This window comes from Cupriavidus sp. 09_S30 (genome assembly GCF_056930435.1).
In genome coordinates, this window is sequence record NZ_JBXOWI010000001.1 from 3570626 (window position 1) to 3593388 (window position 22763).

Below are 22763 nucleotides of genomic sequence, written 5' to 3' on the forward strand. Positions count from 1 at the left end.
GATTACTGTCCTTGTCTGTCCGGGGCGCCGGTATTGCTGCCGGTCTTGCCACTCGGGATAGCGGCGGCCGTGTCGCCTTGCGCGGGAAGTTTCCCGCCTAGCGCGGTCTGCAAATCCGTCTCGGCGAGCCAGTAGTCGCGCAGGCTTCCGATATAGGTATTGACGCCGTCGACCTGGGCACGGGTTTCGACCAACAGTTCAAAGACGCTGGCCAGCATGCCGTTGTAGCGCAGCATCATCTCGTCCGTGATGCTCTTGCGGACGGGCACCACTTCGTCGCGGTAGTGCTTGGCAATGTCATAGCTCATCTGATAGCTCGCATAGGACTCCCGCACTTCGGAGCGCGCGTTGATGGCCGTGTGAGCGAGTTGGTTCACCGCCTGCATGTAGACAGACTCGGCACGCGCAACGCGGGCGCTGCCCCAGTCGAACAAGGGAATCTGCACGCTGATTTCATAGCCCGTCTCCCGAGGCGCGTCAGTCAGGCTATTGCGCAAATAAGCGACGTCCAGCACGTTGATGAAGCGCGTTGCCTTCGTCAGCCCGAGGGAGGAAGCGACGCTCTGCGTCTGCATTTTTCCTGCCTGGATATCCAGGCGGTTGCGCATCGCGTAGGCCTCGAGCTCGCTGAGTTCGGGCCGCTCCTTCGGCAAGTCCGGCAAGCGGTCTGGCAGGTTGAAGTTCGCCCCGGTGCCCCACAGGCCGATGGCGCGAATGAGCTTCTCGCGGTCGGCAATGGCCTGACGCCTGGCACGCGCGAGAGCTCCCGCGGTTTCCGCGTAGAAGGCCTGCTCGCGCGCGAGGTCGAGCTTGCTGAAACTGCCGGCGGCGGCCAGCCGCTGGGCGAACGTGGCGCCCGCCTCGGCGCTTTCCTTCACCTGCTCGGCATACAGCGCAAACTGCTGTGCCGCGACGGCGTTGACGTACGCTCTGCGCGCTTCTGCCGCCACCCTCACCGTCTCGTTGGCGACCAGTAGCTTGGTCTGCTCGTAACGCTTGCCCTCGATTTGGGAAACGAATGGCAGCGTCAGAACATTGAAGAAGGCCAAGGCAAAGGTCCGTTCAATGGTCAGGTCGTTCCCGGACTGCTTGCGACTGAAGGTAAATCCAGGGTTGGGCAAGCGGCTGGCCTGGACATAGTCGGCCTCGGAAATACCAAGCTCGGCATAGGTGGCCTGCAGACCACGGTTGTTGAGCAGCGCCAGCTGGACCGCGCCGTCCATCGTCAACGGCTGGGCAAGCAACTCCTGCGAACGCTGGTAGACACCGTCCTGGTCTTGTTCTGACTTGACCCAGGCGGCCTCTTTACCGAGCCGGTCCTTTGCGACTGTCGAGACGGCATCGAAGCCGCCATCCTTGGAGAACGAGGCACAACCACTCAAGAAGACCGATAGCGCCATCGCCAAAGCGCCAAGCCTCAGCGCTTGTGTTGTTCTAGTAGGCATGTCGGGTCCCCGCCTTACATCTGATGGTTCGCGTGACCGGCATGTCCCGCCGGGGCATGACGTGCGTTGCCATTGGGAGGGGTCCCCTCCGTGGATGCCGGGCGGGCCGTTTCCGACACAGGCGCCGGTGAGGCTTCGGGCCTGTTCACATTGCCCATGTCATGCTTCATGGCAGCCCCGCCGCCATGGTTCATGCCGCCGCCCTGGACGCCGGCAGTGGGAGAAACGGCTGAGTTGGTGTCCCGCCAAGGCGCCACTTTCGGTTCCTTGTAGGGAAGGTATTCGTCAAAGGTGCGGGGCACCGTCAGGGTGGTGGCTGGAGCGCTGGGGTCAAGCGGGTCCGGTCGAGGCGCGGAGGCCTGCGCGAAAACCGAGGCCGAGACAAGCGCCAGGCTGGCGCCTGCCAGCAAGCGTGTCGGAGACATGTCAAACCTTGCAAATGGAGAGCTTGTATGCGTGAGCCACGCGTGTGGCCAACGCCCGGTATTGGCGCCCAGAAAATGGACGCACCTAGGGCATCAAGCGAGCAAGGCAGGCGGACGCTGCAGGGCGTCCGGGATGTGGCTGACAAAGGCTTCCATCAGGCTCGAAGGAACCTGGGCTGGCGCATCGTCGAGGTGAACGGAAAGGGGGAAAGCGTAAGGGACAACCGAACAAAGGGAGCAGGCGGCGCAGCCTGGGCACGCATGGCCGGCATGCTTGCCCGTCTTGCCTTGCTGGTCCATACCGACGGCATCCGCATGCCCCAGGCAATGGTCCTCGCCACCATCTGACGATGCGGCCACGAAGTCTTGGTGGCCGCCAGCAGACGTCATCTGTTGACCGGTACCGTCAGACATCGCCGCGCCCTTCACCATCATCGTGGCCGCAGTCACCCCTTGCAGCGGCAGCGCAGCAATGATGAGCAACAGAAGGAGACGCGTGATGGTTCGAAGCATTAGTGGCAGCAGCAGCCCTGTGGCTGCGGAGTCATAGTTTAGCGGATATCAGTTTCCAGTGGCAGCCAGGGTGGCCGCTACCGGCAGTAGGCGGCGACTGGCTCGAGTGAGGTTCGTGGGACAGCACTGATCACATCGGCACGGCGGGACGAACATCACATCGTCGCCGGCGACCTTGAATCTCAATGAAGGTCGCGCTACGCGCCCATGGGCTAATGCACATGGCGGTGGTGGATATCCGGGTAGTGCGGGTGCTTGTGAACCAGTGCCTCGTGCTGGTGGACGTGCACGTGCGGTTCTTTGCCGTCCCATGGGAAATCGTGCTGATGCTGATGGTGTTCATCGTGCCGATGGGCGTGGGAGTGTTCCATCGGCTCATGCACGTGTTCGTGCTCATGTCGCTCGCGCAGATGCAGCCAGACGCCGAGCGCCATCAGGGCTGCCGCACTCCAGAACAGGATGCCTGGAATCGCAGGCCAGATCAGCAAGGAAATCGCCACGCCGAACAGCGGCGCGACCGAGAAGTACGCGCCCGTGCGTGCCGTCCCCAGATGCCGCAGTGCGATGACGAACAGCGCCAGGCTGACCCCATAGCCGGCAAAGCCGACCAGCATGGCCGAGACCAGCGGCAATGCGGGCGGCAGTGCATTGCCGGCTGCGAGCGCAATGCCGGTATTGCAGGTGCCCGCCACCAGGCCCTTGAGGCAGGCGATCAGCACCGCGTCATTGGACGAGACGTTGCGCGTGAGGTTGTTGTCGATCGCCCAGCAGGCACAGGCCGCCACGATCAGCATTGCGCCTGCCGACAGGCTCGCCGCATCCGGCTGCCACGACAGCAGCACGCCCCCCGCGACGATGGCAACCATGCCGAGCACGATCTGCCGGTCGGCATTCTCCTTGAACACGATCCACGCGATCAGGGCGGTAAAGACCCCTTCGACGTTCAGCAGCAGCGACGCCGGCGCGGCGCCGGTCTGGGTCAGCCCGCTCATCAGGAGTGCCGGCCCCAGCACGCCGCCAGCGAGAATCGCCCCGAGCAGCCATGGAATCTCACGACGGGGGATCGCCCCCTCCGCCTGACCCGCTTGCCCCGCTTTCCGGGTCAAACGTCTGACGAGCAGCACCCCTGCCAGGCCCAGGCCGCTACCAAGGTAGAGCAAGCCCGCCAGCAAGATCGGCGAGATCGCCCCGGTCAATGTCTTTGCCAGGGGCGTGCTGGCGCCGAACAACAGCGCGGCCGCGAGAGCGGGAGCAGCGTTACGAACAGACATGTCGGCAATGCAAGGGGAGAACATGGCAATTATCGCGCGTCCCGGGGCAAGCCAGTGCGGATACCCGTTGCACCCGTGCGGTCGTTTGGCTTCCGGACCCTGGGGCTTCCAAGCGGCCAGGTTGATCAGTTGAGCGGTTTGACGCGTCGAAATCCGCGCAGCATCGCGAGGTCATAGGCAATCTTCAGGACGCCGCAGGCAATCAGCGGTGCAGCGACCCACCCGGCTGCCAGCATCGCGCCGGCAAGCGTCGGGCTGATGGCTGCGGCCAGGCTTCTGGGCACCGACGTCAGGCTGGCCGCAGCCGTGCGCTCGGGCGGCGTCACCACCGCCATCACATAGGCCGTCCGGGTCGGCACGTCCAACTGGGAAAGCGCGCTGCGCGCGAGCAGCAACGCCAGGGTCGAGGCAAGCGACGGGGCGAAGGCCGCCGCAATCAGACACAGGCTGGAGGGAATATGGGTGAACACCATCGTGTTGAGCAGGCCGATCTTGCGCGCCAGGGGTACAGCGACAAGCTGGGAGGCGGTCGTCAGCAGCCCGGCCCAGAAGAAGAACCGACCCGCGGCCCCCGGAGACAGTCCAAAGCGCTGCATCAACCACAGCGATAGCAAGGCGTTGACCACTAGGCCACCCGCAAACGCGTCCACGCTGAATAGCAGCGCCAGCCGGACCACGATTGCGCGCGACGGGCCTAGCGGTGTTGCGACGTCGCCAGCCTGCGGATGTGGATCTGGCAGGCGCGCATAAAGCACGCAAAGTGCGGTACCGGTCAAGGCGTAGACAATGAACATCACGCGCATCGCCGCCAGGGCCGACAGGCTTGCATGCGCAGCGAGCCAGCCTGGCAGTGCCGCCGCCAACGCACCGATGGCAGCAGAGAGCGCCCCGATCAGGCTGTATCGGGCAAACAAGGCAGTCCGCGCATCGGGGGTGGATGATTCCGCCAGACGTGCCTGCTCCAGCGGCAGGAACACGCTGACATCCCCGGAGCTTGGGTTGAGCGTGCCGACAAAGGCGACGACCAGCAGCGGCCAGAGGGAAGACAGTCCAGCAAAGCCCACCCCGGTCGCGGCCATCACCGCAGCCGCCAGCATCAGCAAGCGGCGCGGCGCAAAGCGGTTGCCGAGGACGCCAAGCAGTATCGTCGCCAACGCGGAACCGATCAGCGTGGCGCTGCTGATCAGCCCGACGGCCAGTTGCGCGAACCCGAGCGCAAGCAGGTACGCCGGCAACAGCACGGCGATGTATCCGTCGCAGAATCCGCGCAGCGCCCGGCCAATGAGCAGCGGCAAGGCGACGGCATCGACGCCCGACGGCAGAAGCAAGCGGGCGAGCCAGCCCCGAGCGGCATCCACAGCAGCAGATTGGGGCGCGTTCATCCTGGTTTCGTGACGGTGTGAACTATGGTTTGCGGCTTGATGACCTCGCGCAGGTCATGCCGTCGCTCCTTGCGCGAAAAAAGGCCGGTCTTGCGACCGGCCCCATCGTTACCGCGGCGTTGCCTCTGTCGTCACCTGAGGTCGAAGCGGTCCAGGTTCATCACCTTGTTCCACGCTGCCACGAAGTCCTTGACGAACTTCTCCTGGGCATCTGCGCCGCCATACACCTCGGAAACTGCCCGCAGCTCGGAGTTCGAACCGAAGACCAGGTCGACACGCGTGCCAGTCCATTTTGGCGCGCCTGTCATACGGTCGTGGCCTTCGAACACCTCCTGTTCGTCCGACACAGGCTTCCACTCCGTGCCCATGTCGAGCAGGTTCACGAAGAAATCGTTGGACAGCGTTCCAGGGCGCTTCGTGAAGACACCATGCTGCGACTTGCCAAAGTTGGCATCGAGCACGCGCAAGCCGCCTACCAGCACCGTCATCTCGGGCACCGTCAGCCTCAGCAACTGCGCCTTGTCCACCAGCAATTGCTCGGACCGGATCGAGAACTTTCCTTGCAGGTAGTTGCGGAAGCCGTCAGCGATTGGTTCGAGCACCACCATGGCGTCCGGGTCCGTTTTCTCCTGCGAGGCGTCCATGCGTCCCGGCGAGAAAGGCACTGTCACGTTGTGGCCGGCATTCTTCGCCGCCTGCTCGACGCCTGCACACCCGGCCAGCACGATCAGATCCGCCATCGAGACCTTCTTGCCGCCGCTCTGGGCCTTGTTGAACTCGCTCTGGATGCCCTCCAGGATTGGCAGCACCTTCGCCAGTTCGGCGGGCTGGTTGGCGTCCCAGTCCTTCAGCGGCGCCAGGCGGATGCGGGCGCCGTTGGCGCCGCCGCGCTTGTCCGAGCCTCGGAACGTCGATGCCGATGCCCACGCCGTCGACACCAGTTGCGGGATGGTCAGCCCGGAAGCCAGCACCTTGGCCTTGAGTGCGGCAGCATCCTTGTCGTCGACCAAGGGGTGGTCGACCGCCGGGATGGGGTCTTGCCAGAGGAGTTCTTCCTTCGGAACTTCGGGGCCGAGGTAGCGTGCGCGCGGCCCCATGTCGCGGTGGGTCAGCTTGAACCACGCCCGGGCAAACGCATCGGCCAACTCGTCCGGATGCTCGTAGAAGCGGCGCGAGATCTTCTCGTAGATCGGGTCGAACCTTAGCGAGAGGTCGGTCGTCAGCATGGACGGCGAACGACGCTTGGACGGGTCTGCCGGGTCGGGCACGGTACCGGCGCCCGCGTCGCCCTTGGGCTTCCATTGATTCGCGCCGGCCGGGCTCTTCGTCAACTCCCATTCATACTCGAACAGATGCTTGAAGTAGTCGTTGCTCCACTTCGTCGGCGTGGTGGTCCAGATGACTTCCAGGCCGCTGCCGATGGCGTCACCGCCTTTGCCCGTGCCGAAGCTGCTGCGCCAGCCCAGGCCCTGTTCCTCCAGGCCGGCGGCCTCAGGCTCGGGCCCCACATGGGACACGGGACCCGCGCCATGCGTCTTGCCGAAAGCATGGCCGCCCGCGATCAGCGCTACCGTCTCCTCATCGTTCATCGCCATGCGGCGGAATGTCTCGCGGACATCGATCGCGGCAGCAAGCGGGTCCGGGTTGCCATTCGGGCCTTCCGGATTCACGTAGATCAGGCCCATCTGCACCGCAGCCAACGGATTCTCGAGGTTCCGTTTGCCGCTGTAGCGCTTGTCGGCCAGCCACTCGGCCTCGTTCCCCCAGTAGACGGAGTCGTCCGGCTCATAGACGTCCTTGCGCCCCCCGCCGTACCCGAAGGTCTTGAACCCCATCGACTCCAGCGCGACGTTGCCGGCGAGGACGATCAGGTCGGCCCATGAAATCTTGCGGCCGTACTTCTGCTTGATCGGCCAGATCAGCCTGCGCGCCTTGTCCAGGAGGACGTTGTCAGGCCAGCTGCCGGTCGGCGCGAAGCGCTGCTGGCCGGTGCCGGCTCCGCCACGCCCATCGCCGATGCGGTACGTGCCTGCCGCATGCCACGCCATGCGGATGAACAACGGGCCGTAGTGTCCAAAGTCTGCCGGCCACCACGGCTGCGAGTCGGTCATCAACGCCTGCAGATCCTTCTTCACGGCCGCGAAGTCGAGGCTGCTGAATTCCTTCGCATAGTCGAAATCCTCGCCCATGGGATCGGACAATGAGGAGTTCTGGCGGAGGATATGCAGGTTCAGCCGCTCCGGCCACCACTCCTGGAGCGATCGGCCAGCACCTGCCGGATGAAGAAACGGGCACTTTTCTTCCGTTGCCATGTGTGTCTCCTTTGGTCGCCTGTACTCAACGTAACACCATGCTGTGACCATTCGCCCTCATTCGAGGCCAGCCTTGAAGGATCTTCTTCGGATGAGGGACTGAAATGGACGCCACTGTTCGCCCTATCATCCTAGAACGTGATGCCGATGCACCGAAGGAATTAAAGCTGCCGGACGATCTGGACGCGTACGCGTTCCGGATGCCGCTGGCGCCGTGCAGAATTTCTATAATTGTTCGCACAATTGTCGCGATGGGCGCGTCGGAGGATGCAATCATGGCCATGGCTACCACGCTGGCAAGATGCCTTCGCAAAAAGCAAAGCCAGTTCGACACCGTACGTCACCCTGGCAGTTCCGGCAGCATGGCGACGGCACAGGCTGCGCACATCCCCGGGGACCGATTGGCCAAGACAGTCCTGCTGGAAGATAACAGCGGATACGTTGCAGTCGTGATTCCTTCGACTCACCATCTGAAACTGTCGGAAATCTGCTCACAAAGCGGCCGCAAGCTGTCGCTTGCCCATGACTGCGGCGTGCGCGAAGTGTTCAAGGACTGCATCCGCGGGGCGATCCCGCCCGTCGGCATGGCCTACGGGACGCAGACTTGGCTCGACGATAGCCTGCTGACGCACGCCGATGTCTACTTCGAGGCGGGAGACCAGCAGGAACTGGTGCACATGAGCACGGATCAATTCGTCGACCTGATGGCCGACGCACGGCGTGGGCATTTTGCGCACCGGGTTTTATAGGGTCCTATAGCGTCCTATAGAACCCTATAGGACGCTTCTCGAAACCACTCAGCATGAGCGGTGTGAGATGGCACGATGACAGCCATGATCACGCTGCGCACCGACGCCAGCTTCTTCGCGCGTTCAGGAACGCCTTGTGCATACTGAGCGCTTGCCGTATTTGACAAGCCACCAGATGGCGGCCGGAAGCAAGAGAGCAACCAGCAGCCACGCTTCGTCAGCGTCACCGAGCGAATAGGCCAGGCCTTGGCCCAAGCCGTAGCCCGCGCTGGCAATCAGGATTGCCCAGATAATCGCGGCCACCAGGTTCAGAACCAGAAACCGGGACCAGTGCACATTGCTCATGCCGATGGCGATGGGGCCGGCAATGCGCAGCCCGTACAGGAACCGCACGATAAGTATGAGCGGCACGTGATGCTGCTCCAGCAACGCACGCGCACGAGCGGCACGCCGCTCCAAGGAGGGGAACCGTGCCAGCAGTTGCCTGCCGTACCTGCGTCCCAGATAGAAGAAAAACTGGTCACCCAGAAAGCTCGCCAAGGCGGCAATCCCCATGACCGCGGGCAGCCAGAGGTAGCCGTGAAAAGCCGCGGCACCCGCGGCCAGCAGCACGGATTCGCCTTCCAGGAACGTGCCCACGCCAACCGCCGCGTAACCATAAGACTGGATCAAGCCGGCGATGTCCATGTTCAGGTACCTCCCCCTTTTCGCTCACGACCCATTTGGGCTCCGCGCCGCTGGCGACCGAAGCGCCGGCTCAAGCCTTGCCTTGATCTACCGTTGGACATTGCGCTCATGCTGACCCTTCCTGGCGAGTTGGAGAACATGCGCTCCTCAGTTTGGGCGGGCCGGCTTAGCCCAGCCATAGGCTTCCCCTTCGCGGCCCCATCCCAGCGCGATCAGCGCAAGGCGACCAACCAGGGCCCGGGCATCCTGAGAAATAGTGCGAAAGAGACCAGTCAGTAGGTGACCGTGGTCGGCGCGCAAGGGCCGGCGCTGATCAGCCACGCGAAGATTGGCTTGCCCATCCCCTTCGTCCTGTTGCCACAAGGGAAGCAGTACCCCCGGCCTGTTTGAATTGGGTCCTTAGCGCGGCGGCTGGAACGCGTGCCGCCGCGTCCCCGGCGAGGGCCACCCGGCCGATGGCCTGCGGCCGTCCCCTTCTCCTTTCTGTGTCCGATTTGTAAGTTCTTGTACATGCGAATGTAAACCATTATCATTTGCAACTCCATTTGCATTTACGTAGCCATCACCTTGTCTCGGAACCGTCCGCCCCTCCGCTGCCGCTCGATGTCGATCGTTGCCGGCACGCTCCTTTGCCCCTGGCTGTCGCCTGGTAGCGCGATGGCAGAGGAATCCGGGGCGCTGCCCACCATCGTGGTCACCGGCACTCGCTCCGAGAAGCTGGCGGACGAGACGCCGGTGCGGACCGAAGTGGTGGACCGGCGAGAAATCGAGCGCACCCATGCGCGCACGCTGAAGGACGCGCTGGAAAACGTTCCCGGCCTCCAGCTGCGCGAGATCCACGGCAAGTCCGGGTATGAGGTGACGCTGCAAGGCATGTCCAGCGACCAGGTGCTGGTGCTGATAGACGGCCTGCCGATCTCGGCCAGCACGGGCTCGACGGTGGATGTCTCGCAATACCTGCTGACCGAAGTGGACCGGGTCGAAGTGGTCAAGGGCGCGAGTTCCGCACAGTACGGCAGCTCCGCCATGGGCGGGGTCATCAACGTCATCACCCGGCCGGTCGCGCGCGGATTCTCCGGCGCCGCCTCGGTGGATGCGGGCAGCTATGGCGCGCAGAACGCCAGCGGCTCGCCCGGCGCCCTGCACGGCAATGTCCGGCTGGAAGGCGGAGGCGAGCAATGGCGGGCGCGGATCGCGGCGGACGCCCTCGACAACAAGGGCTTCGCGGTCGATCCGGACGGCTGGACGCGTCATGGCGACGCGGTCCGGCGGCAGCAGTACGCGGGCCGCCTGGAATGGCTGCCGAGCGCGGCCGGAAGCCTGTGGATCGACGCCAGCACCTACCGCGAGACGGACGAGCAGCGCTACCGGTACTTCGCCCCGCCCGTGCAGGTGCCGCAGCGCAAGACCGAGGACATCACGCGCGACCGCTTTACCTTCGGCGGGAAATGGCGCTTCGGCAATGGCGTGCAGGCAAGAGTGGCCGGCATGACCGAGGGCTATGACAGCACGACGCAGGAATACTCGAACGCTTTCCGCACCGCGACCCGCGCGTCGTCGCAGCGCACCGATCACCTGTCGCTTCAGTTCGACATGCCGGCATGGAAGTCCCAGCTCTGGCAGTTCGGTGGCGACCTGCACCGCGAGAGCCTGAGCCAGACCGCCAACGGCAACTCCGAACTGCTCGGCAATGCGCGGCGCAGCGCGGCCGAGCTCTACGCGCAGAACGACATCTTCTTCAATGACACCTGGGAGATGGTGGTCGGCCTGCGCGGCCAGCACGACTCGGACTTCGGCAGCCACTTCGCGCCGAAGGTCGGCGTGCGCGCGAATGTGCTGACGGGGGAGGCGTGGAAAGGGGTCGTGCGCGCGAACTACGGACAGGGTTACCGCGTGCCGAACCTGAAGGAGCGCCACTTCCTGTTCGACCACAGCTCGCTTGGCTACATCGTGCTCGGCAACCCGAACCTGAAGCCGGAATCGTCCAACAGCTTCCAGCTGGGCAGCACGCTCAGCTGGCAGGACCGCCTGACGCTGGATGCAAATCTCTTCTACAACCGGGTGACCGACCTGATCCAGACCGACATGAGCAATTTCACGGTGGTCAATGGCATTGCGGTCTACACCTACCGCAACGTGGCCCGGGCCCGCACGCAAGGCATGGAGGCCTCCTTGCGCTGGCAGGCCAGCAGCCGGCTGGGGCTGAACGCCGCCTACACCTTCACGGATACCGAGGACCTGAACACCGGCACGGAGCTGACGCGGCGCCCGCGCAATATGGCGCGGCTGGGCATGGACTGGCGCGTGCTGCCCGCCACGGAGCTGTCCGTGCGCGGCCGCTACCAGAGCAGCGAACTGGTCGACTCGGCCACGGGCGCCCGCTCGCCCGGCTGGACCACCCTCGATCTCGTGCTGAACCAGAAGCTCGGCCGCAACGTGACCGCCTTCATCGGGGTCAACAACCTCTTCGACAGGCAGCGCGACTTCTCGAACGCCAATGACTTCGGGCCCGTGGCAGGCAGGTTCATTTACCTCGGCGCGCGTTTCAGCGTGGATGCCGCCCACTAAGAGCAAGTCAACAGGGGAGAAATTTGAAGATGAAGCATAGATCTGTATCGACATTCGGCGCGGCCATGCTGGCCATCACGCTGGCGGCGTGCGGCGGCGGCGGGGACGACGGCAACGCTGGCAACCAGCCGGGCACCGGGACACCCAATACCAGCAGCTTCACCCAGTCCGCCAAGTGGACGTTCACCTTGCCCGCCGCCGGCACCGCGATCTGCTATGACTTCAATGCCAAGGCGGAAGTCGCGGGCTGCACCGGCAATGCCTGGGACCTGAAGGTCAAGAGCAGCGGCATGACGCCCACGCTGTGGACCAATAGCGGCACCAGCGGCACGGGCGCCGGCGGCGCCTTCGGCGGTCCGTTCGACCACAGCTGGACGGAGCTGCGAGCATGGAAGAACGCCACCACGGATCCGGTGAGCGGCACCATCCCGTCGACCCTCTTCTTCAAGGACGCGGCCAGCGGCGTGTTCTCCGCTTCGAACGACATCGGCTCGGCGTTCCTCGAGTACGGCGTGAAAGGCAGCAGCGACCACCTGCTCTACCCGAACTACCGGACCTTCCTGATCACCACGGACAGCACCAAGGCCGATCCGGTCGGCACGGCGGCCGCGCCTGTCTTCGCACTCCAGATCACCGGCTACTACGGCGGCGCCGGCGGCACCACGCCGGCCAATCCCTCGTTCCGCTGGGTCGACCGCAGCGCGCCCGCCACGGTGCGCACGGCGACGGTCAATGCCGCCAGCGACTGGGTCTACTTCGACTTGGTGGCCGGCGCGCAGACCACGGCGAGCGGCAACTGGCATATCGCCTTCAACCGCTACAACCTCAAGCTGAACGGCGGCGAATCCGGCAGCAGCAAGGTGGCCGGCTTCCTGGCGAAGACGCCTGCAGGCTTCTATGACGCCAACGGCAAGCCGATCGCGGCGAAGTTCACCGATGCGTCCAACCTCGCCGGCACGCAGGCAGACCTGAGCGCGGCGGATCTCGCGGTGCCCGCGAGTGCCAGCAAGTGGGTCAAGGATGCAAACGCTTCGCCGCTGAACCCGACCCAGACCGGCACCTACCCCAATCCCCTGAACTTCGGCTGGTACACGTATTACCCGACTGCGGCTGCCGCCTCGGCGGCAGGGCTGCCGGCGGTGGCGCACCTGATCAAGGCCAACACCGAGGGCGCGAGCCTGCTGCGGGGCGGAGAAGGCCAGACCTATGCGCGCTTCCACGTGGCACAGATCCAGTACGCCGACCCCGGCAACGCCTCGAGCGCGCAGACCTGGACCATTGAATTCGACGTCCAGCCCTGACACCGCGCACCGGCGCGCACCGCGGCCGCCGGCCGCGGCGCGATGACTCGGGCCTTGAATACACAGAAATGGAAGACAACAACATGGAAGCCCTGCGGGAACGCCATCAGCAATTGCTCAGCCAGGAGCCCAAGCTCCGCATCCGCGAGCGCGCGCTTCGCCTGGAGGTGCCGGAGGCCGCGCTGGTCGCTGCCGGTTGCGGCGTGGACGCGCAGGAACTGGCCGGCACGGCCCAGGCGCTGTTCCGCGACCTGGGCGGGCTCGGCCCCGTCATGGCACTGTCGCGCAACGACGCAGCCGTGCACGAGCGCCACGGCCACTACCTGGACATCCAGGCGGAAGGTCCGGTCGGCATCGTGCTGGGGCCGGACATCGACCTGCGCATGTTCTTCGGCGGCTGGAAGTACTTCTACGCCGTCACGGAGAACGGCCGCCAGAGCATCCAGTTCTTCGACAAGAGCGGCGAAGCGGTGCACAAGGTCTACCGCACCGCGCAGACCGACGGGGCGGCATGGGACGCCTATGTGGCCAAGTACGCGGCCAGTGCCGGCACGCCGGTCGTCGCCGGGCGGTTCGCCCCGACCGAGGAGGCGGACGCGCCCGCCGACGCCGGCGCGCTGCGCGCCCATTGGCTGGCATTGACCGATACCCACGACTTCTTCGCGATGCTGTGCAAGTTCAAGGTATCGCGCCTTGGCGCATTGCGCGCGGCGGGCGAGGACCTGGCCCAGCAGGTCGGTGGCGAGGCGGTGGAGACCATGCTCGGCGAGGCGGCCGCTACCGGCCTGCCGATCATGTGCTTCGTGGCCAACCGGGGCATCGTGCAGATCCACACCGGGCCGGTCAAGCGTCTGCTGCGCACCGGCCCCTGGTTCAACGTGCTGGATGACACGTTCAACCTGCACCTGAACACCGAGGCGGTGGCCTCGAGCTGGGTGGTCAACAAACCCACCAGCGATGGCTGGGTCACCTCCCTGGAGCTCTACTGCGCCGGCGGCGAACTGATCGTGCAGTTCTTCGGCGCGCGCAAGCCGGGCAAGCCGGAACTGCCGGCCTGGCGCGGACTGCTGCAGTCGCTGTGCACGCAGCCGCTGGCCGCCTGATTGGCTGACTGATTGATCGACATTCCTTCCTCCTCACCTTGAAGTCCTGATGAAGACTCTTCGCCATGCGCTGTTGTGCCTGCTATGCGTGCTGTGTGCCGCCGGTCTCGCGCACGCGGCGCCACCGGCGCGCGTCGTCGGCCTCGGCGGCCCCATCACCGAGATCGTCTACGCGCTCGATGCGGGGGACCGGCTGGTCGGTGCCGATACATCCAGCCTGTACCCGCCCGCCGCGCTCAAGCTGCCCAAGGTCGGCTACTACCGCGCGTTTTCCGTCGAAGGGGTGGCCAGCCTGAAGCCCGACCTCGTCCTCGCCTCTGACCAGAGCGGGCCGCTGCAGTCGCTCGAACGATTGCAGCGTCTCGGCAGCAAGGTCGTGGTGGTGCCTTCGGCGCCGACGCTTGCAGCCCTGGACCAGCGCATCCTCGGCGTGGCCGCGGCGCTGGATCTGGACTCTCGCGGCGCGGCACTGGTCGACAAGATCCACGCGGCGCTGCGCGAGATCAAGCCCGCCGCCAAGCCGCTGCGCGTGCTGCTGGTCAGCAGCCACACCGGCAAGCTCGAAGCCGCGGGGGACGACACGGCCGCCGCCGCCATGCTCCGGCTGGTGGGGGCCACCAATGTGCTGGCCGCGCAAAGCGGCTACAAGCCATTCTCGGCCGAAGCCGCTGCGGCGCTCCGTCCCGACGTCATCGTCACCACCACGCTGTCCGTCAGCGGCATCGGCGGCCTCGATGCCTTCCTCGCGCAGCCGGGCCTGAGCGTGACACCCGCGGCCAAGGCCAGGCGCGTGGTCGTCATGGATGACCTGCTGCTGCTCGGCTTCGGTCCCCGCCTGCCCGAAGCCTTGCGCCAGCTTGGATCCGGCCTGTCCGCCAAGGCCGCCAAGTCCGCCGTCAGCCGCTGACGTGGACTCCGGCCCCCCCTTATCGGCTTCCCCTTACCCCGCCCCTCGGATCCGCGCTTGATTACGTTTCGCTTCTGCATCCCCCGCCTGCCGCGCCTGCTGCGCCAGTTGCACCCCTCGCCGGTCCAGGTCTTCGCCGCCTTGTGTGTGGGGCTCGCCGCCGTGGCCGTCTGTGCCGCCGCCAGCGGCGCGCTGGCCATTCCGCGCAGCCAGGTCCTGCCCCTGTTGTTCACGCCCGCAGCCGAAGGCGACGCCGCGATGTGGCGCAGCGTGTTGCTGGAGGTGCGCCTGCCGCGCATCGCGCTGGCCATGACCGCGGGCGGCGCGCTCGCGCTGGCTGGCGCCGTGATGCAGGCCCTGTTCCGCAATCCGCTGGCCGAGCCGGGGCTGATCGGCATCTCGCTGGGGGGCGCAGCGGGCGCCGTGGTCGCCATCGTGGCCGGCGCGCAAGGACTCGGCGGGATCGCGCCGGCCGCGTTCGCTGGCAGTCTCGCCGCCACGGCGCTGGCCTATCGCGTGGGCACCCGGCGGCCCGGCGCAGCCAATCTGCTGCTGGCCGGCGTTGCTATCAATGCCATCTGCGCGAGCGTGGTGGGGTTCTTCACCTATCAGGCCAACGATGTGCAGCTTCGCAACCTGACGTTCTGGAACATGGGGAGCCTGGCCGGCGCCAGCTGGCACCTGCTCGCCTGGCTGGTGCCGATGGCGCTCGTGCTGTGTGCGCTGCTGCTGCGCGACTGGCGTGCCATGAACGCCTTGCTGCTGGGCGAACGGGAGGCCCAGCATCTCGGCTTCGACCTGAAACGGCTGCGCCGGCGCCTGATCGTGCTGGCGGCGCTGCTGGTCGGGCCGCTGGTAGCAGTAACGGGCACGATCGGCTTCGTCGGCCTGGTTGTCCCGCACCTGGTCCGCCTCCCGCTCGGCGCCGACCATCGCTGGCTGTTGCCGAACACACTGGCTGGCGGGGCCATCGCATTGACGCTGGCCGATTGGCTGGCGCGCATCGCCGTGATTCCCGCGGAGCTGCCCATCGGCATCGTCACCAGCCTGGTCGGCGGGCCTTTCCTCTTGTGGATGTTGACGCGAAAGGCGGCATGACATGCTATCCGCACGTGGACTGACCTGTCACCGCGGCGCTCGCCGCGTGCTAGAAGGAATTGATCTGGACTTGCATGCCGGCGAGGTGCTGGGTGTGCTGGGCGCCAACGGCGCCGGCAAGACGACGTTGCTGGCAGCGCTGGCCGGCGAGTTGGATGCCAGCCTTGGCGAGGTGACGCTCGCTGGCCGTCCGCTGCGCCAATGGTCCACACAGGCGCTGGCGCGCCGCCGGGCCGTCCTGCCCCAATCTCCCAAGCTCGGCTTCGATCTCTCGGTGCGCGAGGTGGTGGCCATGGGCGCGTATCCGTTTCCCGAACTCGACGCCGCCGACGAGGCAGCGCAGACGGTGCGGGCACTGCGGCTTGCCGATGTCGAAGCCCTGGCGGATCGCCGCTATCCTGGATTGTCGGGCGGCGAGCAGCAGCGCGTGCAATTCGCGCGCACGCTGGTGCAGCTACTCGCCTGCCGAGCGCCTGGCGAATACCGTGTGCTCTTCCTCGACGAACCGATCTCCAGCCTCGACCCGAGGCACCAGTTGCTGCTGCTGCAAGCGGTGCGGTCCCTGAGCCGCTCGGAGAACCTCGCGGTGCTGGTGGTCCTGCATGACGTCAACCTGGCCGCGCGCTGGTGCGACCGGCTTCTGCTGCTCGCCGGCGGCACGTCGGTTGCCCATGGCGCGCCGGCCGAGGTCCTGACGCCCCAGACGCTCGAAGCGGTCTATCAGTTGCCGGCGCAGGTAACGCTCGATGCATCCGGGCAGCCTGCGCCACTCGTATCGTTCAGCCTTCCCTGAGGACCTGCGCGGCGGCCACATATGCTGGCAGGTGCCGATCGCCGACTAAGTGTCGCCCCGCGTAGGAACAACTCTCGGCACCGTGATCCAGCTCGGCGCTGTGAGCGGGCCGCTGGCGGACCGACTGAACGGATTCGTCGTCGACCACCACCAGCGGGCCCCGCGACCCAGACTTACTCCACCGTCACCGACTTGGCCAGGTTGCGCGGCTTGTCGACGTCGGTGCCGCGCGCGCAGGCGGTGTGGTAAGCCAGCAGTTGCAGCGGCACCACGTGCAGGATCGGGGACAGCGCGCCATAGTGCTCGGGCATGCGGATCACCTGGATGCCGTCGCTGGACTGGATCTGCGTATCGCTGTCGGCGAACACGTAGAGGCGCCCGCCGCGCGCGCGCACTTCCTGGATGTTCGACTTGAGCTTCTCCAGCAGCGCGTCATTGGGCGCGACCGTGACCACCGGCATCGCCTCGGTGACCAGTGCCAGCGGGCCGTGCTTCAGCTCGCCGGCCGGATAGGCCTCGGCGTGGATGTACGAGATTTCCTTGAGCTTGAGCGCGCCTTCGAGGGCGATCGGGTAATGCAGGCCGCGGCCCAGGAAGAGCGCATTCTCGCGGCGGGCGAACTCCTCCGCCCAGGCCATGATCTGCGGCTCCAGCGCCAGCACGCCGTGCAGCGCAACCGGCAGGTGGCGCAGGTTGGCAAGTGCAGCGGCCTCGGCCGGCTCGCCGAGCAGGCCGCGCACCTTGGCCAGCGCCAGCGTCAGCATGTAGAGCGCGGCGAGCTGCGTGGTGAAGGCCTTGGTCGAGGCCACGCCGATCTCGGTGCCGGCGCGGGTCAGGAAGCGCAGTTCGGTCTCGCGCACCATGGCGCTGGTGGCGACGTTGCAGACCGCCAGCGTATGTTCATGGCCGAGCGCCTTGGCGTGGCGCAGCGCGGCCAGCGTGTCGGCGGTCTCGCCGGACTGGGAGATCACGATCACCAGCGCGCGCGGGTTCGGCACGGTCTCGCGATAACGGTACTCGCTGGCCACCTCGACCTGGGTCGGGATCCGCGCGATCGATTCCAGCCAATACTTGGCGGTGCAGCCCGAGTAGTAGCTGGTGCCGCAGGCGAGGATCAGCACGCTGTCGATGCCCGCGAAGACCTCGGCGGCACGCTCGCCGAACAGGTCAGGGCTGATGGCATCGATGCCATCCAGCGTGTCGCCCAGGGCGCGCGGCTGCTCGAAGATCTCCTTCTGCATGAAGTGGCGATAGGGCCCGAGCTCGACCGCGGCGGCGTGCGCCTGCACCTCGCGCGCCTCGCGCACCACGGCATGGTCGTGCACGTCGTGAATCTTCACGCTGTCGCGCGTGAGCTCCACCACGTCGCCCTCTTCCAGGTAGATCGCGCGGTTGGCGGTACCGGCCACGGCCAGCGCGTCCGAGGCAAGGAAGGCCTCGTGCTCGCCCAGCGCCACCACCAGCGGCGAGCCGGCGCGTGCGCCGACCACGCGGTCGGGCTGGTCCTTGGCGACGACGGCGATGGCATAGGCGCCGTGCAGCCGCTTGGTGACCGCGCGCACCGAGGCGAACAGGTCGCCGCGCGTGGCGCCGCTCGGGTAGGTGTAGGCCTGGTGGATCAGGTGGGCCACCACTTCGGTGTCGGTCTGCGACTCGAAGCCGTAGCCGACCGCGCGCAGCTCTTCACGTAGCGGCTCGTAGTTCTCGATGATGCCGTTATGCACCAGCGCGATGGTCTCGCCCGAGAAGTGCGGGTGGGCGTTGACGGTGTCCGGCTTGCCGTGGGTGGCCCAGCGCGTGTGCGCCACACCGACGTGGCCCGCCAGCCCCGAGGCCTGGGTCTGGGCATCCAGTTCTGCGACGCGCGACACGGTGCGGGCGCGTTCGAGGGCGCCGTCGCGCACCACGGCCACGCCGCAGGAATCGTAGCCGCGGTACTCCAGACGGCGCAGGCCCTCGATCAGGACCGGAACGATGTTGCGCGAGGAAATCGCGCCTACGATGCCACACATGTCAGATACTCCCTGCGGCGCGCCACGGTGCTGCGCGCGATATTGGATATGCCGTCAGGCACCGACCACAGCGCCTGACGGAATGCATTACTTGCGCGCCTGCTTGACCGGACGCTGCCAGGCGTCGATGGTCAACTGCTTGGCACGCGACAGCGTCAGCTTGTCCGCTGCGGCTTCCTTGGTCAGCGTGGTGCCGGCACCGATGGTGGCGCCGCGGCGCACCGTGACCGGTGCCACCAGCTGCGTGTCGGAGCCGATGAAGACATCGTCCTCGATCACCGTGCGGTGCTTGTTCACACCGTCATAATTGCAGGTGATGGTGCCAGCGCCAATATTGACGCGCGAGCCGACTGTGGCGTCGCCCACGTAGGCCAGGTGGTTGGCCTTGCTGTGCGCGGCGATCTGGCTGTTCTTGACTTCGACGAAGTTGCCGATGTGCACGTCCTCGCCGAGCTCAGCACCGGGACGCAGCCGCGCATAGGGGCCGATGCGCCCGGCCGGGCCGACATGCGCGCCCTCCACATGGCAGAAGGGCTGCAAGCGTGCGCCCGCGTCGATCACGCTGTCCCGGATCACGCAATGCGCGCCCACCTGCACGCCGTCGCCCAGGTGCACGCGGCCCTCGAAGACGCAGCCGACGTCGATGACCACGTCACGGCCGCAGCTCAGCTCACCGCGCACATCGATGCGCGCCGGGTCCAGCAGCGTTACGCCGGCTTCCAGCAAACCCTGCGCCACGTTGCGCTGGTGGATGCGCTCGAGCTCGGCCAGCTGCACCTTGCTGTTGACGCCGAGCGTCTCCCACAGCGCGGCCGGCTGCGCCGACACGATCTCCACGCCATCGTCCGCCGCGCGCGCGACGGTGTCGGTCAGGTAGTACTCGCCCTGGGCATTGTCGTTGCCCAGCGTGGCGAGCCAGCGCTGCAGGTGGCCGGTCGGGCAGATGATGATGCCGGTGTTGATCTCGCCGATGGCGCGCTCCGCCTCGGTGGCATCCTTCTGCTCCACGATGCGCACGATGCTGCCCGTCGCATCACGCACGATGCGCCCGTATCCGGTAGGATCGGACATTTCCACCGTGAGGATGCCGAAGCGCTGCGTACCGGCCGCCTCGACCAGCCCGGCCAGCGTGGCCGGCGTGGTCAGCGGCACGTCGCCGTACAGCACCAGGGTGGGCTGCGCCGCGTCGAGCAACGGCAAGGCTTGCATCACTGCGTGTCCGGTGCCGAGCTGCTCGGTCTGTTCGGCGAACGCGACATCGTCGGCCGCCACCGCCTCGCGCACGCGCTGCGCGCCATGGCCCACCACCACCACCAGACGCGCAGGCGACAGTGCGCGAGCCGTATCAAGCACATGTGCCAGCAGGGGCCGGCCGGCCAGCGGGTGCAGCACCTTGGGCAAGTCGGAATGCATCCGCTTGCCTTTGCCGGCGGCGAGAATGACGATATTCACAAGGAGATTCCTAAGTGAGTCAGTCCAAATTGAACCGGAATTCTATTCAATGCGCCTATTGCAATACCCCCCGCGCGAAGGGACCGGTCAGGGTTGACTCTGGACCTCGAAAGCCTTGCCAGGCTTGGGTTAGCGGGCAGTCGGCCATTGCGCGAAAGGTGCGCGGCGATTCTATCACGGGGCTTTCGGATGCTTCCTGCTGCATTGCGGAAATTTACATTCGCGCCCGACGCGGACTGGCACTCATTTTCGCCATATTCGCGTTGTCTGCACTTTCCGCCTGCAGCGCCCTGAAACTGAGCTACCAGCAAGGCGACAGGCTGGCCTACTGGTGGATCGACCACTATGTCGATGTCAACGACGCGCAGGAAGTCCCCACGCGCGAGGCGATCGCGCGCTTCTTCGCCTGGCATCGCAAGGAGCAGTTGCCGGAGATCGTCGGGCTGCTGGGCGAGGCCAAGGCGCAGGTGCAGCAGCCGATGGACGTGGCCGGCCTGGCGCGGCTGCAGCAGGATAGCCAGCGCTTGGCGCGCGAGGCCTACGAACGCGCCCTGCCCGACGTCGCCGACCTGATGCGGACGCTCGACGCCAAGCAGATCGCACGCATGCAGGCCAAGCTGGCCGATGGCAACGTCAAGTATCGGAAGAAGTACCTCGACGGCGATGCCGAGGACCGCGAGGACGCCCGCTTCGACAAGGTGATGCAGTACGCCAAGCTGATCTACGGCCGCTTCTCGGATGAACAGGAAGCCACCATCCGCGCCGCCACAGCACCGCTGGTGGCCGACGCCGAGGCGCGCTATGCCGAACGCGTAGCGCGCCAGCAGGAATGGCTGGCACTGGCGCGCCGCGTGCAGGCGGAGCGCCCGTCACGCGACCAGGCCATCGCCTGGCTCAGGCGCTTTGGCGACCACTGGCAGGCCGCCCCGACGGCCGACCGCGAGGGCCGCCAGCGTGCCTACAATGAAGCCGGCCTGGCGCTGGCGACAACCATTGCCAACTTGACCACGTCCGAGCAGAAACGGCATGCGGTCGAGCGCCTGCAGGGATGGATAGACGACGCGCAGGCACTGCAGCGCGAAGGCAAGCGCGCGGCGCCGCGCCAGGCGGCCAACTGAATGGCCTGCTGCAGATAACGCGCGGCCGCCGCCACCCCGGGGCGGCGGGTTCTCGCTCAGCCCGGAATCCGATCGGCGTCGGCAGCCGGCAACTCGGCTGGCGGCGTGGCAGGCGTGGCAGGCGCGGCGGCGGCCGGCCGCTCGAAGCGCACGAACTCCATGCGATTGGCCTCGACGTTGCCGGTGAACACGAGCGGCTGCTGGGCGAAGGTGCTGTCGCCGAACAGCGAAGCCTCGTCGACCTTGGCCAGGCCGGTGGCCAGGCCGTTGAAGTCGAACAGTTCCGTGTCGGCCAGGTGGGACGGCACCACGTTGCGCAGCGCCGCGAAGATGTTGTCGATGCGGCCCGGATTCTGCCGCTCCCATTCCTGCAGCATCTCACCGACCTTCTTGCGCTGCAGGTTCTCCTGCGAACCGCACAGATTGCAGGGAATGATCGGGAACGCCATCGCGCGCGCATAGGCGGCGATGTCCTTCTCCGGGCAGTAGGCCAGCGGGCGGATGACGATGTGCTGGCCGTCGTCGGTGGCCAGCTTGGGCGGCATGCCCTTCAGCTTGCCGCCGAAGAACATGTTCAGGAAGAAGGTCTGGACCATGTCGTCGCGGTGGTGGCCCAGCGCGATCTTGTTGGCGCCCAGTTCCTTGGCGGTACGGTAGATCACGCCGCGGCGCAGGCGCGAGCACAGCGAGCAGGTGGTCTTGCCCTCGGGCACCTTCTCCTTGACGATCGAATAGGTGTCAGCCTCGACGATCACATACTCGACGCCGATCGACTTCAGGTACTCGGGCAGCACATGCTCGGGAAAGCCCGGCTGCTTCTGGTCCAGGTTCATCGCGATCAGCTTGAACTTGATGGGCGCGCGCTTCTGCAGCGCCATCAGGACCGACAGCATGGTGTAGGAGTCCTTGCCACCCGACAGGCACACCATCACCGTGTCGCCATCCTCGATCATCTTGAAGTCGCCGATGGCGCGGCCGGTCTGGGACTGCAGGTAGGTCTCCAGGCGGTAGAAGTTCTTCGAATGGGTGGCGGTGGTCATGGCGGTAGGGACTTGGGCAAGGGCCGGGACGCGACAAGCGCCCGAAGCGGCACCCGGCGGACTAAAAACGCCGCCGAACCTGATATTTTAGCGTGCCGGCGCCGGGCGCGCCTGGCACGTACGGCACGCCTGCGGGCTCAGGCGGCCTGGCTCTTGATGTGGAACACCTCCACGCCGACGGATTCACAATCGGGGTAGACATCGGGCTTCTCGGTCGAGACGCGCACGGCGCGCACCTTCGGGTGCTTCAGCATGGCGCGCGCCACGTCGTCGCACAGGGTCTCCTGCAGGTGCACATGGCCCTGCGCCATGCGCTCGGCCACGGTGCTGCGCATGAAGTCGTAGTCGACGACCTCGTGCAGCTTGTCATCCTGCGGCGTGCTCTGGGCCAGCGGCACGTACAGATCGATATTGATCAGCACGCGCTGCTCGCCCTTCTTCTCGAATTCATGCACGCCGATATTGATCTGGACTTCGTAGTTGCGCAGGAACAGGCGGCGGCAGTCCTGCAGGCTGGGATGGGAAAGGGCGGCGGGCATGGTCATGGGACAGATGGAAAACAGTGGGGGCGGGTTGTGCGGGAAATG

General features: G+C 66.1%; 18 protein-coding genes. 8 read left to right on the forward strand and 10 right to left on the reverse strand.

The features are described from left to right. Nucleotides 1-2 precede the first annotated feature (2 nt). From AC1Z3O_RS16705 to katG, 5 genes are all read right to left on the reverse strand, one after another. The gene (locus AC1Z3O_RS16705; protein WP_483516814.1) at nt 3-1445 is read right to left on the reverse strand and encodes a TolC family protein; all 1443 of its coding nucleotides are present in this window, start codon (nt 1443-1445) and stop codon (nt 3-5) included. A 518-nt stretch (nt 1446-1963) separates the two neighbouring features. After that, entirely contained in the window at nt 1964-2383 is a 420-nt protein-coding gene (locus tag AC1Z3O_RS16710) for a hypothetical protein (protein WP_483516815.1), read from the reverse strand. 212 nt (nt 2384-2595) lie between these two features. After that, nucleotides 2596-3654, reverse strand: a complete 1059-nt coding sequence (locus AC1Z3O_RS16715; protein ID WP_483517637.1) for a DMT family transporter — start codon at nt 3652-3654, stop codon at nt 2596-2598. A 125-nt stretch (nt 3655-3779) separates the two neighbouring features. Next, nucleotides 3780-5036 (reverse strand): MFS transporter, encoded by a 1257-nt coding sequence (locus AC1Z3O_RS16720; RefSeq protein ID WP_483516816.1) that lies wholly within the window; start codon nt 5034-5036, stop codon nt 3780-3782. A gap of 131 nt (nt 5037-5167) precedes the next feature. Then, the gene (gene katG, locus AC1Z3O_RS16725) at nt 5168-7348 is read right to left on the reverse strand and encodes a catalase/peroxidase HPI (protein ID WP_483516817.1); all 2181 of its coding nucleotides are present in this window, start codon (nt 7346-7348) and stop codon (nt 5168-5170) included. 275 nt (nt 7349-7623) lie between these two features. Between katG and AC1Z3O_RS16730 the strand changes: the two genes are divergently transcribed. Next, entirely contained in the window at nt 7624-8097 is a 474-nt protein-coding gene (locus AC1Z3O_RS16730; RefSeq protein WP_483517638.1) for an aminoacyl-tRNA deacylase, read from the forward strand. A 123-nt stretch (nt 8098-8220) separates the two neighbouring features. Here AC1Z3O_RS16730 and AC1Z3O_RS16735 read toward each other — a convergent pair whose 3' ends face one another. Next, nucleotides 8221-8784 carry a DedA family protein gene (locus tag AC1Z3O_RS16735; protein ID WP_483516818.1) on the reverse strand — a complete coding sequence of 188 codons (564 nt, stop codon included), beginning with the start codon at nt 8782-8784 and terminating at the stop codon, nt 8221-8223. 603 nt (nt 8785-9387) lie between these two features. Between AC1Z3O_RS16735 and AC1Z3O_RS16740 the strand changes: the two genes are divergently transcribed. The 6 genes from AC1Z3O_RS16740 to AC1Z3O_RS16765 all read left to right on the forward strand — a co-directional run bounded on the left by AC1Z3O_RS16740 (nt 9388) and on the right by AC1Z3O_RS16765 (nt 16554). Further along, nucleotides 9388-11352: a TonB-dependent receptor plug domain-containing protein gene (locus AC1Z3O_RS16740; protein WP_483516819.1), complete on the forward strand. Its 1965-nt coding sequence runs from the start codon at nt 9388-9390 to the stop codon at nt 11350-11352. A 29-nt stretch (nt 11353-11381) separates the two neighbouring features. Continuing rightward, nucleotides 11382-12653, forward strand: a complete 1272-nt coding sequence (locus AC1Z3O_RS16745; protein ID WP_483516820.1) for an HmuY family protein — start codon at nt 11382-11384, stop codon at nt 12651-12653. A gap of 68 nt (nt 12654-12721) precedes the next feature. After that, nucleotides 12722-13756 (forward strand): hemin-degrading factor, encoded by a 1035-nt coding sequence (locus tag AC1Z3O_RS16750; protein WP_483516821.1) that lies wholly within the window; start codon nt 12722-12724, stop codon nt 13754-13756. A 49-nt stretch (nt 13757-13805) separates the two neighbouring features. Next, nucleotides 13806-14663: a heme/hemin ABC transporter substrate-binding protein gene (locus AC1Z3O_RS16755; RefSeq protein WP_483516822.1), complete on the forward strand. Its 858-nt coding sequence runs from the start codon at nt 13806-13808 to the stop codon at nt 14661-14663. 108 nt (nt 14664-14771) lie between these two features. After that, on the forward strand, nt 14772-15761 hold the full coding sequence (locus tag AC1Z3O_RS16760; RefSeq protein WP_483517639.1) for a FecCD family ABC transporter permease: 990 nt from the start codon (nt 14772-14774) through the stop codon (nt 15759-15761). A gap of 1 nt (nt 15762) precedes the next feature. Then, complete coding sequence (locus tag AC1Z3O_RS16765) at nt 15763-16554, forward strand: heme ABC transporter ATP-binding protein (RefSeq protein WP_483516823.1); 792 nt, start codon at nt 15763-15765, stop codon at nt 16552-16554. 173 nt (nt 16555-16727) lie between these two features. On the opposite strand, the gene glmS is transcribed toward AC1Z3O_RS16765, so the two are convergent. Together glmS and glmU are read right to left on the reverse strand one after the other, a co-directional pair. Continuing rightward, entirely contained in the window at nt 16728-18566 is a 1839-nt protein-coding gene (gene glmS, locus AC1Z3O_RS16770) for a glutamine--fructose-6-phosphate transaminase (isomerizing) (protein ID WP_483516824.1), read from the reverse strand. Between the two features lie 87 nt (nt 18567-18653). After that, a complete protein-coding gene (gene glmU, locus AC1Z3O_RS16775) occupies nt 18654-20018 on the reverse strand; it encodes a bifunctional UDP-N-acetylglucosamine diphosphorylase/glucosamine-1-phosphate N-acetyltransferase GlmU (RefSeq protein ID WP_483516825.1) in 1365 nt (454 codons plus the stop codon). A gap of 263 nt (nt 20019-20281) precedes the next feature. Between glmU and AC1Z3O_RS16780 the strand changes: the two genes are divergently transcribed. Then, nucleotides 20282-21136 (forward strand): DUF6279 family lipoprotein, encoded by an 855-nt coding sequence (locus AC1Z3O_RS16780; protein WP_483516826.1) that lies wholly within the window; start codon nt 20282-20284, stop codon nt 21134-21136. 56 nt (nt 21137-21192) lie between these two features. Here AC1Z3O_RS16780 and ttcA read toward each other — a convergent pair whose 3' ends face one another. Both ttcA and AC1Z3O_RS16790 read right to left on the reverse strand, forming a co-directional pair. Continuing rightward, on the reverse strand, nt 21193-22176 hold the full coding sequence (ttcA, locus tag AC1Z3O_RS16785) for a tRNA 2-thiocytidine(32) synthetase TtcA (protein WP_483516827.1): 984 nt from the start codon (nt 22174-22176) through the stop codon (nt 21193-21195). A 137-nt stretch (nt 22177-22313) separates the two neighbouring features. After that, the gene (locus tag AC1Z3O_RS16790; protein WP_483516828.1) at nt 22314-22721 is read right to left on the reverse strand and encodes a dihydroneopterin aldolase; all 408 of its coding nucleotides are present in this window, start codon (nt 22719-22721) and stop codon (nt 22314-22316) included. Nucleotides 22722-22763 lie beyond the last annotated feature (42 nt).

Excerpts from the sequence above, each read along its gene's own strand:
- AC1Z3O_RS16735 (WP_483516818.1), bottom strand. The coding sequence starts at position 8,784 with ATGGACATCGCCGGCTTGATCCAGTCTTATGGTTACGCGGCGGTTGGC.
- AC1Z3O_RS16730 (WP_483517638.1), top strand. The coding sequence starts at position 7,624 with ATGGCCATGGCTACCACGCTGGCAAGATGCCTTCGCAAAAAGCAAAGC.
- katG (WP_483516817.1), bottom strand. The coding sequence starts at position 7,348 with ATGGCAACGGAAGAAAAGTGCCCGTTTCTTCATCCGGCAGGTGCTGGC.
- AC1Z3O_RS16710 (WP_483516815.1), bottom strand. The coding sequence starts at position 2,383 with ATGCTTCGAACCATCACGCGTCTCCTTCTGTTGCTCATCATTGCTGCG.
- AC1Z3O_RS16750 (WP_483516821.1), top strand. The coding sequence starts at position 12,722 with ATGGAAGACAACAACATGGAAGCCCTGCGGGAACGCCATCAGCAATTG.
- AC1Z3O_RS16720 (WP_483516816.1), bottom strand. The coding sequence starts at position 5,036 with ATGAACGCGCCCCAATCTGCTGCTGTGGATGCCGCTCGGGGCTGGCTC.
- AC1Z3O_RS16790 (WP_483516828.1), bottom strand. The coding sequence starts at position 22,721 with ATGACCATGCCCGCCGCCCTTTCCCATCCCAGCCTGCAGGACTGCCGC.
- AC1Z3O_RS16755 (WP_483516822.1), top strand. The coding sequence starts at position 13,806 with ATGAAGACTCTTCGCCATGCGCTGTTGTGCCTGCTATGCGTGCTGTGT.
- ttcA (WP_483516827.1), bottom strand. The coding sequence starts at position 22,176 with ATGACCACCGCCACCCATTCGAAGAACTTCTACCGCCTGGAGACCTAC.
- AC1Z3O_RS16745 (WP_483516820.1), top strand. The coding sequence starts at position 11,382 with ATGAAGCATAGATCTGTATCGACATTCGGCGCGGCCATGCTGGCCATC.
- AC1Z3O_RS16715 (WP_483517637.1), bottom strand. The coding sequence starts at position 3,654 with ATGTCTGTTCGTAACGCTGCTCCCGCTCTCGCGGCCGCGCTGTTGTTC.
- glmS (WP_483516824.1), bottom strand. The coding sequence starts at position 18,566 with ATGTGTGGCATCGTAGGCGCGATTTCCTCGCGCAACATCGTTCCGGTC.
- AC1Z3O_RS16765 (WP_483516823.1), top strand. The coding sequence starts at position 15,763 with ATGCTATCCGCACGTGGACTGACCTGTCACCGCGGCGCTCGCCGCGTG.
- AC1Z3O_RS16705 (WP_483516814.1), bottom strand. The coding sequence starts at position 1,445 with ATGCCTACTAGAACAACACAAGCGCTGAGGCTTGGCGCTTTGGCGATG.
- AC1Z3O_RS16740 (WP_483516819.1), top strand. The coding sequence starts at position 9,388 with ATGTCGATCGTTGCCGGCACGCTCCTTTGCCCCTGGCTGTCGCCTGGT.